Below are 14000 nucleotides of genomic sequence, written 5' to 3'. Positions count from 1 at the left end.
AAATACCCGCAACCTAAAATCTATGATAATAGGCTGCGAGTACTATATTTCACGAATCTCTTCTTAAACAAACAAGAGATTACAAAAGTTTAAATACAACAGGCAGTGTAAAATAAACTGGCACATTATTACCGTTTTGTTTACCCGGGATCCATTTAGGCATACTCTTCACTACTCGAATAGCCTCCTTATCACAAGTAGGATCCAAACTACGCAAAACCGTAACATTATCAATCGTTCCTGTCTTCGAAACAACGAAACGCAAAATAACACGACCCTGAATACCGTTTTCCTGAGCTATAACCGGATATTTGAGGTTATCACGAATAAACTTCATCAACTCGGTCTCTCCACCCGGGAAAGTAGGCATCTGTTCTACTGCCTCGTAGGGCTTTTCTTCCTCTACGACAGGCTCGGCGATTACTTCTCGGAAATCAGCGATATCCTGTCCGTGTTCTTCGTCATTACCTTTCACATCGGCAATAGAAATATTCACTTTGGATTGTGTCAATTCATCTTGCGATTTCAATTCTTCTTCATCAGACACTTCCTCGTCTTTCTTAATGACAGGTGCAGTAAACTTAATGGAGCTCTTCAACGGAGGGGGAGGAGGAGTTTCAACCAACGGTTGAACTTCTTGTTTCTCTACCTCGGCCTCTGGCAATTGTGTCATCTCCACAACTACTGTTGTCTCTTCTTCAACTTCTCCGAACTTAAATGACTCGACAATATAGGGAAGTACGAAAGCAAATGCAACCACACAGATTACGCCAACGGTAGCCCATGTATATCGCTTCGGCGAGTTAACCCGTAAAAGATACCCTCCAAATGCTTTGTTTTTTCCCTCAAAAACTAAATCGCACCATTCTTTCGAAGTTAAATCTACGTTCTTTGACATTTCTCTTCTTTTTTAATGTGTACTATTAGTTCTTTTTACTGGTGTCTATCTGATCGGAAAGAGCACCCTTCTTCTCATAATTCTCCATCAGGAACAAATCACCTTCTGTGATGTCAACGATAGCATACTTACCGATACTGCAAATGATCATCTCATCAAGAGCATCTATCAAATTGCGGTAAGTCGCACCGTTCTTTCCTTCTTCATCGGGCAATTTCGCTTTAATCATGACCACCGGAGCGCCTTTGGCTTTTTTGGCATCTACGACCAACGAGTCAAAAACTTCTTCACTGATCTCCTCGCGTTTTTTACGTTCCTTCAAATCTTTCACCTTGGCAACAACTTCTTTGTTACGATCAAGGAGCAAGGCTCTGATACCATCGGCATTATAAGATGTCTCGATCAACGAAGTGTAATCTTCGTACTGGGGCTCACCCAAATAATAGAATACCCTGTCATTATCGCCCAAGAGGATTGTGATAGCCTCCGAAGCCTTCACCTTATTCTGCTCTTCTTCTGTTACCTTATCGTTGGTAGGCATACTGATTTCCATCGTCTGCGGTTTACTCAACGTAGTACAAAACATGAAGAAGGTTATCAAAAGCATGTTCATATCAACCATGGGGGTAAAGTCCACATGGATTTTCATTTTCTTCTGTTGACCTTTCTTACCGCCTTTACCCGAGTCTTTTACTTCTACTTCTGCCATAATTTTTCTTTCCTTTCATGACTTGGTTATTGTTCTTCTTCTGCGGGTAAAGTCTTCAACGACGTAAGCAGATTGTAACGGTTTTCTTTGATATCCTGCAACGAAGACATCACGTTTTTGATTTTGTCATACGGTGTAGCCTGGTCGGCTTTGATGGCAATCTTCAAATCGCGATTTGCTTTTCGTGCAGCACGCACCCATTCTTTAAACTCGTTATTGGCGCTATCGCACGGGATACCATAATTTTTCAAAGTTTGATCCTGAATATCGGATTTCAAATCCAAGAATCCCGGCATTTGTTTGATAGGCACACCAAACGAATTTGCCAATCTGAACTTATTTATTTGCTCTGGAGTAAACGGTACTCCGTACATACTACTCATTGCGTTCAATACATTCACCCTATCCTCTTGTTTGTCGAGGCTGATAAAGATTTTCCCGGACGGTTCAACCAACACCTGCAGAACATTAATTTCTGGGATTTTGATTTCAGATACCGAAGATGGGGTACTCACTTGCACAGGCTCTTTCTGAACGAAGGTCGATGTCAGCATGAAGAAAGTAAGCAGAAGCACGGTAACGTCACTCATCGCTGTCATGTCGATGAGCGTACTCTTCCTTTTTACTTTTACTTTAGCCATATAATGGTCCTTTCGATTTTATGCCGATTACTTGTGAGTAGCAGCGAACGTGTTAACAATACAGAAACCTACCTCATCGATAGCGTAGGTAACATTATCAATTTTGTTAGAGAAATAGTTATATGAAATAACAGCCAAAGCACCGGTTGCAATACCGAAAGCAGTGTTCACAAGTGCCTCCGAAATACCGGTCGACAAAGCCACAGAGTCAGGAGCACCGGCGGTAGCCAAAGCTTGGAACGATTTGATCATACCCAACACAGTACCAAGAAGTCCGACCAAAGTACCCAGCGTCGTCATAGTCGCTACGATAGGCAAATTCTGTTGCATGGAAGGCATTTCAAGAGCAGCGGCTTCTTCCAATTGTTTTTTGATAGCCTCGATTTTTTGTTCTTTCGACAAAGTATCGTCTTTTTCAACTTCGCTATATTTAATCAAAGCCGAAGAAACAACACTTGCAACGGTTCCACGTTGTTTGTCGCAAAGAGCCTGAGCACCGGCGATGTCGCCTTTTTCCAAAGCAGCTTTCACGGCAGCGATAAACTTATTGGTATTTCCTTTTCCTTTTACGCTAAGCATAGCGATGAAACGTTCTACCGAAAGAACAATCACAGTCAATAACAAAGTTTGAAGAATAGGTACGATAAAACCTCCTTTATAAATTGTACCTAACAAATTCAGAGGATGTCCTCCGGCAGGATCTCCACCTTCAAAGTTTTCAGGAGCACCAAGTACTTGGGTAAATACTACCAAAGCAACGATAAAACAGATGATAATTACAATAAACGCGTTTTTAATACCGCGCACTTTGTTTTTTTTAGCCTTTTTAGCTTCCATAATTAAATAAAATCTAAGTGTTTGTATTAGTTATTTTAAAATTAGTATCCAATCCTTTGTAACTTCCTATATCAGTATCTCCACTCATTGTGTTTCCACCCTCTATAAGAAACGCATCTATTTTCACAATATTATATGCAAAGAAACAAGTATAAAAATTTAGCACTTTACATGCACCTTTCCTTTCTCTTTCTTCGCATTCGTGCGTCAAATGTAGCACATTATTTCCATACAAAAAAAATAATTCGCTTTTTTTTACGAACGCAACACCCCGTCCAAACAGGCCTGACGGCCTACCCCTTCACACGTTATAAAATATAAATTTCACTCATATCCTTTTATTTTATACTATAATAGTAAAAGAGAAAGCCAATAGACTTTGCTCCTCAAACAGAAAAAACACACGAGTTTTTAATTTTAAAATAACATTATTTAATCCATTTACAGGGATTCCAGCAGAACAAAAAAGATAAAATTCAATTAGTACGAGCTCTCAGAAAAAAATGAGGCAAAGATTCTATCAACGAATCGAAAAGAATTGTAATTTTGCGACAAAATTCATTTTCTACAAATATCAATATGGATCATGTAGTCAAAATAAAGAAAGGACTTGATATTCAATTAGAAGGAATTCCAAGCCCTAAAATATCTAATACACCGGATAGTCAGCTATACGCCATTATTCCCGACGATTTTGTAGGTTTGACTCCCAAAGTAATTGTTAAACCCGGAGAAAAAGTCTTAACCGGTTCTCCGGTCATACACGATAAAACGCACCCGAATATCGTCGTGCCCTCGCCTGTCAGTGGTGAAATTGTAACAATAGAGCGAGGAGAAAGGCGAAAAGTCATAAAAATAACCATTAAGCCGGATGCCTCTCAACAAGCCTTAGAGTTCGGAAGGTTCGATCTCGAAAACATGGACAGCTCCGAAATCAAAGATTTATTGTTGAAATCGGGCATTTTCGCCTTTATAAAACAGCGGCCCTACGATATCGTAGCGAATCCCGATACCGCTCCTCGCGACATATTCGTTACGGCATTCGACTCCGCTCCTTTGGCCCCCGATTATGCCTTCATTCTCAAAGAAGAAAAACAGCACTTCGAAACCGGATTAAAAGCGTTAAATAAACTCACAAGCGGAAAAGTTTACGTAGGTATATCACAAAGACAACCCATAGACGTAAAAAATGCTACGTCTGTTATATTCGACGGACCGCATCCTGCTGGAAACGTAGGTATACAAATCAATCATATCGCTCCAATCAATAAAGGAGACACAGTATGGACGATGAGCGCTCTCGACGTACTCTTCATAGGAAGACTATTCGACAAAGGCATCGCCGACTTTTCTCGCATAGTCGCCGTTACAGGCTCAGAAATAGACGACCCGCACTACGTACGCACCCGTATAGGCGCATCCATCGCTTCTATCACACAAGGTATGGTAAAAGCGGTCGAATACGAACAACGCTATATCAGCGGAAATGTATTGACGGGGGTTAAAACCAATGCAGACGGTTACATCGGAGCGACCCATTCTCAAATAACGGTAATCCCCGAAGGAAACAATTACGACGAATTTTTAGGTTGGGCTTCTCTCAATCCCCATAAATATAGCACGAGTCACTCTTATTTTTCTTGGCTATTGGGAAAAAAGAAAAAATACACCATCGATGCCAGAATAAGGGGCGGAGAACGAGCCATTATCATGTCGGACGAATACGACCGGGTTTTCCCGATGGACATCTACCCGGAGTATCTTATCAAAGCCATTTTAGCATTCGATATCGATAAAATGGAAAACTTGGGTATCTACGAAGTCGCCCCGGAAGATTTCGCGCTTTGCGAATTTGTCGATACGTCGAAGCTCGAATTACAAAAAATCGTGCGCGACGGTCTCGACAGACTTATGAAGGAAATGAACTAATTCAGTAACAACATTAATACAAAACAACCTTGAAAGCTTTAAAGAATTATATAGACAAAATCAAGCCCCATTTTGAACCGGGAGGAAAATTGTCTATGTTCCAATCTGTGTTCGAAGGGTTTGAATCATTCCTTTTTGTTCCCAACACCACATCACGATCCGGTGTTCACATTCATGACAGTATAGACTCTAAACGAACGATGATTGTCGTTATCATCGCTTTATTGCCTGCAATGCTATTCGGCATGTATAACGTAGGCTATCAACATTACTTGTCGATAGGAGAATTGGCTCGTACCTCATTCTGGTCGATATTCTTCTTCGGCTTTTTGGCAGTTCTGCCCAAAATCGTCGTAGCATACGTAGTTGGATTGGGAATAGAGTTTACCGCCGCCCAAATACGGCATCATGAAATACAAGAAGGATTCCTCGTTTCGGGCATGCTCATTCCCATGATCGTACCGGTAGATACACCCTTATGGATGATCGCCGTCGCGACTGCCTTTGCCGTAATCTTCGCAAAAGAGGTATTCGGAGGTACGGGAATGAATATTTTCAATATAGCGTTGGTAACAAGGGCATTCCTCTTCTTCGCTTATCCATCAAAAATGTCCGGTGACGAAGTCTTTATCCGCACGAGCGATACATTCGGATTAGGAGCCGGTCAAATAGTAGAAGGTTTTTCGGGGGCTACCCCTCTCGGACAAGCCGCTACCCATTCAGGAGGGCCGCTCCAACTAACCGATATATTGGGAAATCCCCTTTTCCTGAATGACATGTTCCTCGGATTTATACCCGGTTCCATAGGAGAGACTTCGACATTAGCCATACTCATCGGTGGAGCCATACTGCTAATTACCGGGATAGCCAGTTGGAGAGTCATGCTCTCTGTTTTTGCAGGAGGCATTTTCATGAGCTACATTTGTAACTGGTTCGCCAACCCCGACATTTATCCGGCAGCACAGCTTTCGCCGGCCTGTCAAATATGTTTGGGAGGATTTGCATTCGCCGCCGTATTCATGGCTACCGACCCCGTAACCGGGTCAAGGACTAATACAGGAAAATATATATTCGGATTTTTAGTCGGCGTATTAGCGATTTTAATCCGGGTGTTCAATACCGGATACCCCGAAGGCGCCATGCTGGCAGTCCTGCTCATGAACGCTTTTGCTCCTCTCATAGATTACTTCGTAGTCGAAGCCAACATTCGCCACAGACTCAAACGAGCAAAAAACTTGACAAAATAAAAACAGCTATGAATAAACAAGGTAATACATACACAATTATTTATACCTCGGTCATGGTTATTGCCGTAGCTTTTATTTTGGCCTTTGCAGCGATAGGACTAAAACCTGCACAGGAACGAAACATCGCTATTGACAAGATGAGCCAAATACTCAACTCCGTAAACATCGCATCGACTCCCGAGAACGCTCAGGAGTTATACGGAAAATATATCGACGATTCTTTTATAATCAATTCGAAAGGCGAATTGGCAAAAGGGGAATCTTTCTCGATAAACATTGCAGATCAACTGAAACTGCCTGAAAACCGACAAACCTTGCCCGTATTCATCTACACCGACAATAACGAGTCTCCCAAATACATTATCCCTCTTTCCGGTAGCGGGCTATGGGGACCCATTTGGGGATACATATCGGTGGAAAACGATGGCAATACGGTTTATGGTGCTTATTTCGCTCATCAAGGCGAGACCCCGGGTCTCGGAGCCGAAATAGAAAAACCTCAGTTTCAAGAACAGTTTCAAGGGAAACACTTTTTCATAGACGGCAATTTTACCTCCATCGCTGTTGAAAAAACAGGACAAAAGCCCCAAAACGGAGCCGACTATGTCGATGCTGTTTCAGGAGGGACAATCACAAGCAAAGGAGTACAAACCATGCTTCAAAAATGTGTAAAGCCTTATGCCAAATTTTTAGAATCGCTTAATTCAAAGAATATATAACCATGTTGTCAAAAAAGAACAAAGAGATTCTCTTAGGCCCCCTTTCCAAGAATAACCCGGTTATCGTACAAATATTAGGTATTTGCTCGGCATTAGCCGTCACGGCTAAACTCGAACCGGCTCTTGTTATGGCAGTATCGGTTACCGCCGTGGTCGCATTTGCCAATGTCATCATCTCGTTACTGCGAAACACGATACCCAACAGTATCCGCATCATCGTTCAATTAGTCGTCGTCGCCGCACTGGTAATTATCGTAGACCAAATTCTCAAAGCCCATATGTACCAAGTGAGCAAACAGCTCTCGGTGTTCGTGGGACTTATCATTACCAACTGCATCCTCATGGGTCGTCTCGAAGCCTTCGCTCTGAGTCATAAACCGTGGGAGTCGTTCTTAGACGGTATAGGAAATGGAATAGGATACGGAATCATATTAGTCATAGTCGCCTTTTTCAGAGAACTGCTAGGTTCGGGTACGCTATTCGGATATCCGGTCATACCTCAACAATTATACGATTGGGGCTATCAGAACAACGGTTTAATGATACTTCCGCCTATGGCCCTTATTACCGTAGCTTGTATCATTTGGGTACACCGTTCTCGAAATAAAGATTTGCAACAATAAGAAACAGAGATAAGATAACTATATATGGAAAATTTAAATCTGTTCGTCAAGTCTATTTTTATAGACAATATGATATTTGCCTACTTCCTCGGTATGTGTTCCTATTTGGCCGTATCGAAGAATGTAAAAACAGCCTTTGGACTGGGTATCGCCGTGACCTTTGTACTAGCGATTACTTTGCCGGTCAATTATCTGTTAGAGACCTATGTTTTGAAAGCAGGCGCTTTGAAATGGTTGGGAGCCGAATACGCTCAACTCGATTTGAGCTTCCTGAGCCTAATCATGTTTATCGCTATTATTGCCTCGATGGTACAATTGGTCGAAATGTTCGTAGAAAAATATTCACCCTCCCTATACGCCTCCTTAGGAATATTCCTGCCGCTGATTGCTGTAAACTGCGCCATATTGGGAGGCTCGCTATTCATGCAACAACGCAACTTCCCCTCTGTTACGAGTGCGACCGTTTACGGGATAGGTTCTGGAATAGGCTGGATGCTCGCCATCGTATGCTTAGCGGCCATTCGAGAAAAATTAAGTTATTCAAACATACCGGCTCCATTGCGAGGTATAGGTATCACATTTATCATTACAGGACTAATGGGTATCGCCTTTATGAGCTTTTTAGGAATTAAACTTTAAAACGATGTTATTAGAAATAAGTTCAATGACAAGTACTATCATATCGAGTATCGTTTTATTCTTGGGTGTATCGATACTTTTAGTCGTGATACTGCTCGTTGCAAAAAAATATCTTGTCCCGTCGGGGAAAGCGACAATCACCATCAATAACGACAAGCAAATCGAAGTCGAAACAGGAAGCAGTTTACTGAGCACGCTATCTAACGAAAAAATATTCCTGCCGTCGGCGTGCGGAGGTGGAGGCTCATGTGCCCAATGCCGTTGTCAGGTATTGGAAGGCGGGGGAGAAATTTTACCGACAGAACAAGTACACTTCTCCCGGAAACAACAACTGAACCATTGGCGGCTGGGCTGTCAGGTGAAAGTGAAAAACGACATGAAAATAATCGTTCCCGAATCGGTATTAGGTGTAAAAGAATGGGAATGTGAAGTGATTTCAAATAAAAACGTAGCGACTTTCATCAAGGAATTTATCGTTGCCCTGCCACCCGGAGAACACATGAATTTTATTCCGGGTTCTTATGCTCAAATCAAAATTCCCGCCTACACGATGGACTATGACAAAGATATCGATAAAAGCCTCATCGGAGATGAATACTTGCCTTCATGGGAAAAATTCGGGTTATTCGGATTGAAATGTAAAAACACGGAACCTACGATTCGCGCCTATTCTATGGCGAACTATCCGGCAGAAGGAGATCGAATCATGTTGACGGTGCGTATCGCCACGCCACCGTTCAAACCGAAACCGCAGGTGGGCTTCCAAGATGTGATGCCGGGTATCGCCTCGTCATATATCTTTACGCTGAAACCGGGCGACAAAGTTATCATGAGCGGCCCTTACGGCGATTTCCACCCCATATTCGACTCCAAAAACGAAATGATGTGGATAGGCGGAGGTGCAGGTATGGCTCCATTGCGGTCACAAATCATGCACATGACCAAGACGCTTCATACGACCGACCGGAAGATGTCTTATTTCTACGGAGCCCGAGCATTAAACGAAGTATTCTACCTACAAGATTTCTTGGATCTGGAAAAAGAGTTCCCCAACTTCTCTTTCCATTTGGCACTCGACCGCCCCGATCCCGCAGCCGATGCGGCAGGAGTTAAATACACGCCGGGATTCGTTCATCAAGTTATATACAATACCTATCTGAAAGACCATGAGGCCCCGGAAGATATAGAATATTACATGTGTGGCCCCGGCCCGATGTCCAAAGCCGTAGAAAAAATGCTATGGGATTTGGGTGTACCGGAAGAAAATCTGATGTACGACAACTTCGGAGGGTAATAAATCACCCGACAGATATTGAAAAGCAGGCAGGAAAATCGATTGATTTTCCTGCCTGCTTTTTATCGTATAATCACCAGATAGACACATAAACGACTGACTCCCACCTTCTGCACGGCTGGCATGAAAAACGAAGTCGGTAACAAAAAGGGAATTTACCCCCTACACCCCGATCAATCAAAATGTCATGGAAGCATACACCCCGAAAGAATTCCCATCGGTAAGAGGCGATATAACCAACCTATGGTTTTGAGCGAACGGACGAGTATAAATATATGCACAACCGGCTCCTATAACAGCTCCCGCCGCCACATCCCACCAATCGTGCTTCCGTCCATACACACGACTCCAACCCACATACGAAGCTAACACATAGGCGGGAGCACCCCATTTCCAACCATATCTGCGTTGAACAAAAGCAGCATTGGCAAACAGAAGAGAAGTATGGGCCGAAGGAAAAGAATATCGATTGCTATGATCGGGACGATCCTTCTTTACCGTAAATTTCAGCAAATAAGAAACACCGAGTGTCGTCACACCCGTAAAAAGCCCCTGCTTGGCCCCGGTCCAGTCCTTCATAGCCAAAACAGTGGCAACCGTAGCCACGGGCATAGCAGCCAACAATACATCGCCCGACACCTTAACAGCTTTTCGTTCCCGACTCAAACCCTCTGCCCCAGCAGGAAACACAAATAAAAGGAGCGAACATATATGCACGACAATTCGACGAAACATACTCAATGAAAGAGTGATAATATCTTAGGAACAAAAATCAACAAACCTACAATCACCGACATGACAGCCAATATCAACACGGCCCCCGCCGCCAAGTCCTTCGTATGCTTGATAGCTTCGTCGTACTCGGGCGACACTTTATCGCATAATGCCTCGATAGCCGAATTGACACCCTCGGCTGCCAGCACGGCTCCGATACATAGAACTACAGCGATCCACTCGAAAGTCGAGAGGCCCAATAGCCCCCCGGCTACAATCACACACACGGTCACCGCACAGTGTATCCATGCATTATGTTCCCTGCTGACAAGCCGAACTACGCCCCGCCCCGCATACTTGAAACTATAAATCCTATCCTTGATACTGAATCTTTTATTTTCCATCGAATCACACCGTTACATGTACAGACTATTGTCATACCTGAATACAAAGATAAAACAGATTTATGAATTTAAGATCCGTTTCAATAAAATCGGGAAACAACCTATATAAACTATTGTGCCCCGATTTGACAACCGGGGCACAAACATATAATTGAAAAAAATCAATTATTTCTTACGATTACCATAACGGCTCATGAACTTATCTACACGACCGGCCGTATCCACCAATTTCTGTTTACCGGTGAAGAACGGGTGTGAAGAACTGGTAATTTCAAGTTTTACCAAAGGATAAGTAACACCATCAATTTCGATAGTCTCTTTGGCTGCTACGGTTGAACGAGTGATAAAGATTTCTTCGTTCGACATGTCTTTGAAAACTACGGGACGGTAGTTATCAGGATGGATTCCTTTTTTCATTGTTATATCGTCTTTTTAATTATTATCAAATGTTCACGTTGGTAGCGTGATTTTTCGTAATGGCTTGCAAATGTAGGGATAACTTTTCATTTAGAAAAATATTTATTCCACTTTTTCATAAAAAAGCCGGCCGGCGACAAAGATGCGCCGACCGGACTATGTTTTAATTTTGCAATCTGACGATTATTCGAACTCGATCAACGGTTCGTTAGTACCCACTACATCGTTTTCTTTTACCAGAATACGTTTCACGGTTCCTTCAAGGGTGGAGAGTATATCGTTCTCCATCTTCATGGCCTCGTACACCAGCACGACATCGTCTTTTTTCACTTTGTCTCCAACCTTCACTTTTATCTCGACAACCTTCCCTCCCATAGGAGCATCGATAGTCGGGCCCGTTATAGGTTCTACGGGAGCTGCTTCCTCTGCGGGCTCTTTCACCTCCTCGACAGCCGGTTTCTTAGCCTCATACTCAGCTGCCCGCACACCCTTCAAATAAGTGGTGGCAACGTTGGGGAAAAGTTCGAGCAGCAAATACTCCTGTTCATTTTCGGCCAATTTCACATTGCCATACTCCGGCAACACAGGATTTTCGGGAGCCTTGTAAGAGTTCGTATCATACGGAGTCTCAATCGGACTGCCGGTAATCTTTTCACGGAATTTAGGATCGACAGGGATCGGAGTCTTGCCATATTCTCCCTTCACCAAAGCCTTGAACTGGTTGGAAACCGTCGTATATTCCGGATTCCCTTTCAATTTATCCAAAGCACAACTTACGGCTTGGCTTCCTACAATCTGGCTGGTAGGCGTAACCAAAGGAACCAATCCTGCATCAGAACGAACCTTCGGAATCAATCGCATGGCATCATCGAGCACATGCTCGGCTTTAAGCTGCTTCAACTGAGCCACCATATTGGAATACATACCGCCGGGAACCTCCGCAGCCTTCACCAACTCATTCGGTTTCGGGAATCCGAAATAATCTTCGATGGCATGACAAGCATCCAGCAAAGCGGCTTCGTTATTCTGACGCGCGGCTTCGATAGCCGTATCGAACAACTTGTCGATATGATCGGGCAACTTATCGATCAACGGATCGAACGCAATGGGGAACGAGTCTTTCTTCAAGTCGTATGCAGCCAGCTCGCGACGAATACCGAGCAACTCGGCACGTATTTTACTTACGGCTGCCATATTGACTTCCATCTCTACGCCCAATTTATTACAGAAAATATAGAGCAATTCTATGGCCGGAGCCGCCGAACCTCCGCCAAAATACCAAATATTAGTATCCAAAATATCCACACCGTGTATAACAGCCATCAACGACGATGCGAGGCCACACCCCGGTGTACAATGGGTATGAAAATCGACCGGCACTTTCAAAGACTGTTTCAATTTAGGCATCAAAGAAGCGATTCGAGAAGGATTCACCAATCCGGCCATATCTTTGAGAGTAACCATCTTTGCACCCAACTTTTCAAAACCGAGTGCTTTTTCCACAAAATATTCATCGGTAAAGATAGGTTTCGGCAATTTTTTACCGAACAACGCCTTTACTCGATCCATAAACGTTATGGTATAATGCGGATCTACCGTGTAACATACGGCTCCATCGGAAATCGCCCCGACAGCATTTATCTTTTCCACAGAAGATTTTACATTGTTCAAATCGTTGAGTGCATCGAATATACGCATGATACCCAACCCGTTTGCCACGGCCTCGCGATAAAATCCGTCAAGAACCGTATCGGGATAAGGCGCATACCCGAACAAATTACGGCCACGAGAAAGTGCCGTTAAATAAGATGCTCCCCCAATAGCTTCACTGATTGTTTTAAGACGAGTCCACGGACTCTCGTTCAAATAACGCATCACCGAATCGGGCACAGCACCACCCCAAACTTCCATCGCAAAGAAACCGGCATCCTTGTAATAAGGTAAAACGCGGTTTATCTGTTCTTGGGTAAGACGAGTTGCAAACAAAGACTGTTGCCCGTCACGAAGAGTAAGATCTCGGATTTTCAATTTTCTTGACATAGCCATTTGATTTTATAGGTGTTACATCTATTCACATTACATGAATTTAAGAATACAAAAATAATATTCTTTAACTTATTATCAAAGGAAAAAGCGTACTTTTGTATCACAAATAAAATCTTTACGCCATTCAGATATGTTTAATTTCTTAAAAAAGAAAAACAATACTCCCAAATTACCCTATACGACAGAGGTTCACTGCCATGTATTACCGGGTATCGACGACGGGTCTCCCGATGTAGAACACTCCCTCGCCCTCATTCATCAAATGAAAGAATGGGGACTTGAACGAATCATAGCTACGCCTCATGTGACCGAGGCTTCATTCGAAAACACTCCACAAACCATCGGGTCGGCATACTCCCGGCTTTGCCAAGAGACCAATTTGGACGAACTGGGAATTAAACTCTGCTACTCCGCAGAATACCGAATGGACGATAACTTTTTGGGCATACTGCAAAGAGAAGAAATCATACCCATGCCGGGCAACCATATCCTTATCGAAAACTCTTTTCTACAACCGTTCTGGAACATCAAAAGTCTCGTCTTCGATTTGCAGATTAAAGGACTTTCCCCCATTTTAGCCCACCCCGAACGATATGCTTATTATTACGATGACAAAAAAATCTACAAAGAGCTACATGAACAAGGGTGTGAATTTCAAGTCAATCTACTTTCCCTCGCAGGGTATTACAACAAAAGAGCGAAAGAGGTCGCCGAATGGCTGATTTCCAAACAGATGGTAGACTACCTGGGAAGCGATTTGCACAACAGTTCCCATGTCCTGCACATCAACAAATATTTATCCGGGAAAGAATATCCCAAGCACATGAGAAATATCCACATAAAAAACAACCACTTGTAAAATAAAATTATTTCAATTTCAACG

15 protein-coding genes are annotated in these 14000 nt (G+C 43.1%); 7 read left to right on the top strand and 8 right to left on the bottom strand.

What is annotated here, in order from left to right; all coding sequences use genetic code 11:
• Nucleotides 1-79 precede the first annotated feature (79 nt).
• The 4 genes from QVD32_RS03845 to QVD32_RS03830 are packed head-to-tail and all read right to left on the bottom strand — an operon-like array spanning nt 80 to nt 3085.
• Nucleotides 80-898: an energy transducer TonB gene (locus QVD32_RS03845; RefSeq protein WP_008862548.1), complete on the bottom strand. Its 819-nt coding sequence runs from the start codon at nt 896-898 to the stop codon at nt 80-82.
• Nucleotides 899-923: 25 nt separating this feature from the next.
• Nucleotides 924-1607 carry a biopolymer transporter ExbD gene (locus QVD32_RS03840; RefSeq protein WP_008862549.1) on the bottom strand — a complete coding sequence of 228 codons (684 nt, stop codon included), beginning with the start codon at nt 1605-1607 and terminating at the stop codon, nt 924-926.
• 26 nt (nt 1608-1633) lie between these two features.
• A complete protein-coding gene (locus tag QVD32_RS03835; protein WP_008862550.1) occupies nt 1634-2248 on the bottom strand; it encodes an ExbD/TolR family protein in 615 nt (204 codons plus the stop codon).
• Between the two features lie 27 nt (nt 2249-2275).
• Nucleotides 2276-3085 carry a MotA/TolQ/ExbB proton channel family protein gene (locus tag QVD32_RS03830; protein ID WP_008862551.1) on the bottom strand — a complete coding sequence of 270 codons (810 nt, stop codon included), beginning with the start codon at nt 3083-3085 and terminating at the stop codon, nt 2276-2278.
• Nucleotides 3086-3664: 579 nt separating this feature from the next.
• Here QVD32_RS03830 and QVD32_RS03825 point away from each other — a divergent pair.
• From QVD32_RS03825 to nqrF, 6 genes are read left to right on the top strand one after another with little or no spacing between them, the layout of a single operon-like run.
• A complete protein-coding gene (locus QVD32_RS03825; protein WP_021891108.1) occupies nt 3665-5014 on the top strand; it encodes a Na(+)-translocating NADH-quinone reductase subunit A in 1350 nt (449 codons plus the stop codon).
• Between the two features lie 29 nt (nt 5015-5043).
• Nucleotides 5044-6261 (top strand): NADH:ubiquinone reductase (Na(+)-transporting) subunit B, encoded by a 1218-nt coding sequence (locus QVD32_RS03820; protein ID WP_195242022.1) that lies wholly within the window; start codon nt 5044-5046, stop codon nt 6259-6261.
• Between the two features lie 8 nt (nt 6262-6269).
• Nucleotides 6270-6980, top strand: coding sequence for an NADH:ubiquinone reductase (Na(+)-transporting) subunit C (nqrC, locus tag QVD32_RS03815; RefSeq protein WP_118686883.1), 711 nt, complete (start codon nt 6270-6272; stop codon nt 6978-6980).
• A gap of 2 nt (nt 6981-6982) precedes the next feature.
• Nucleotides 6983-7603: an NADH:ubiquinone reductase (Na(+)-transporting) subunit D gene (locus tag QVD32_RS03810; protein WP_229033610.1), complete on the top strand. Its 621-nt coding sequence runs from the start codon at nt 6983-6985 to the stop codon at nt 7601-7603.
• A 24-nt stretch (nt 7604-7627) separates the two neighbouring features.
• Nucleotides 7628-8242 (top strand): NADH:ubiquinone reductase (Na(+)-transporting) subunit E, encoded by a 615-nt coding sequence (nqrE, locus tag QVD32_RS03805; RefSeq protein WP_008862556.1) that lies wholly within the window; start codon nt 7628-7630, stop codon nt 8240-8242.
• 25 nt (nt 8243-8267) lie between these two features.
• Nucleotides 8268-9536 carry an NADH:ubiquinone reductase (Na(+)-transporting) subunit F gene (nqrF, locus tag QVD32_RS03800; RefSeq protein ID WP_008862557.1) on the top strand — a complete coding sequence of 423 codons (1269 nt, stop codon included), beginning with the start codon at nt 8268-8270 and terminating at the stop codon, nt 9534-9536.
• A gap of 177 nt (nt 9537-9713) precedes the next feature.
• On the opposite strand, the gene QVD32_RS03795 is transcribed toward nqrF, so the two are convergent.
• From QVD32_RS03795 to QVD32_RS03780, 4 genes are all read right to left on the bottom strand, one after another.
• Nucleotides 9714-10271, bottom strand: coding sequence for a phosphatase PAP2 family protein (locus QVD32_RS03795; protein WP_118686885.1), 558 nt, complete (start codon nt 10269-10271; stop codon nt 9714-9716).
• Between the two features lie 2 nt (nt 10272-10273).
• Complete coding sequence (locus tag QVD32_RS03790) at nt 10274-10654, bottom strand: diacylglycerol kinase family protein (RefSeq protein WP_046411335.1); 381 nt, start codon at nt 10652-10654, stop codon at nt 10274-10276.
• A 165-nt stretch (nt 10655-10819) separates the two neighbouring features.
• A complete protein-coding gene (locus tag QVD32_RS03785; RefSeq protein ID WP_008862566.1) occupies nt 10820-11071 on the bottom strand; it encodes a type B 50S ribosomal protein L31 in 252 nt (83 codons plus the stop codon).
• Nucleotides 11072-11254: 183 nt separating this feature from the next.
• A complete protein-coding gene (locus QVD32_RS03780; protein ID WP_118686886.1) occupies nt 11255-13111 on the bottom strand; it encodes a biotin/lipoyl-containing protein in 1857 nt (618 codons plus the stop codon).
• Nucleotides 13112-13247: 136 nt separating this feature from the next.
• Here QVD32_RS03780 and QVD32_RS03775 point away from each other — a divergent pair, with 136 nt between their 5' ends.
• A complete protein-coding gene (locus QVD32_RS03775) occupies nt 13248-13976 on the top strand; it encodes a tyrosine-protein phosphatase (RefSeq protein ID WP_008862568.1) in 729 nt (242 codons plus the stop codon).
• Nucleotides 13977-14000 lie beyond the last annotated feature (24 nt).

The sequence above is a fragment of the Barnesiella sp. genome (assembly GCF_022723415.1).
Classification (GTDB): Bacteria; Bacteroidota; Bacteroidia; order Bacteroidales; family Barnesiellaceae; genus Barnesiella; species Barnesiella intestinihominis.
The sequence above is the reverse complement of the archived record's forward strand: the minus strand, read 5'-3'. Positions and strand labels throughout refer to the sequence as shown.

Coding starts and splice junctions, on each gene's coding strand:
- QVD32_RS03845 (WP_008862548.1), bottom strand. CDS start 898: ATGTCAAAGAACGTAGATTTAACTTCGAAAGAATGGTGCGATTTAGTT.
- QVD32_RS03840 (WP_008862549.1), bottom strand. CDS start 1,607: ATGGCAGAAGTAGAAGTAAAAGACTCGGGTAAAGGCGGTAAGAAAGGT.
- QVD32_RS03835 (WP_008862550.1), bottom strand. CDS start 2,248: ATGGCTAAAGTAAAAGTAAAAAGGAAGAGTACGCTCATCGACATGACA.
- QVD32_RS03830 (WP_008862551.1), bottom strand. CDS start 3,085: ATGGAAGCTAAAAAGGCTAAAAAAAACAAAGTGCGCGGTATTAAAAAC.
- QVD32_RS03825 (WP_021891108.1), top strand. CDS start 3,665: ATGGATCATGTAGTCAAAATAAAGAAAGGACTTGATATTCAATTAGAA.
- nqrC (WP_118686883.1), top strand. CDS start 6,270: ATGAATAAACAAGGTAATACATACACAATTATTTATACCTCGGTCATG.
- QVD32_RS03810 (WP_229033610.1), top strand. CDS start 6,983: ATGTTGTCAAAAAAGAACAAAGAGATTCTCTTAGGCCCCCTTTCCAAG.
- nqrE (WP_008862556.1), top strand. CDS start 7,628: ATGGAAAATTTAAATCTGTTCGTCAAGTCTATTTTTATAGACAATATG.
- nqrF (WP_008862557.1), top strand. CDS start 8,268: ATGACAAGTACTATCATATCGAGTATCGTTTTATTCTTGGGTGTATCG.
- QVD32_RS03795 (WP_118686885.1), bottom strand. CDS start 10,271: ATGTTTCGTCGAATTGTCGTGCATATATGTTCGCTCCTTTTATTTGTG.
- QVD32_RS03790 (WP_046411335.1), bottom strand. CDS start 10,654: ATGGAAAATAAAAGATTCAGTATCAAGGATAGGATTTATAGTTTCAAG.
- QVD32_RS03785 (WP_008862566.1), bottom strand. CDS start 11,071: ATGAAAAAAGGAATCCATCCTGATAACTACCGTCCCGTAGTTTTCAAA.
- QVD32_RS03780 (WP_118686886.1), bottom strand. CDS start 13,111: ATGTCAAGAAAATTGAAAATCCGAGATCTTACTCTTCGTGACGGGCAA.
- QVD32_RS03775 (WP_008862568.1), top strand. CDS start 13,248: ATGTTTAATTTCTTAAAAAAGAAAAACAATACTCCCAAATTACCCTAT.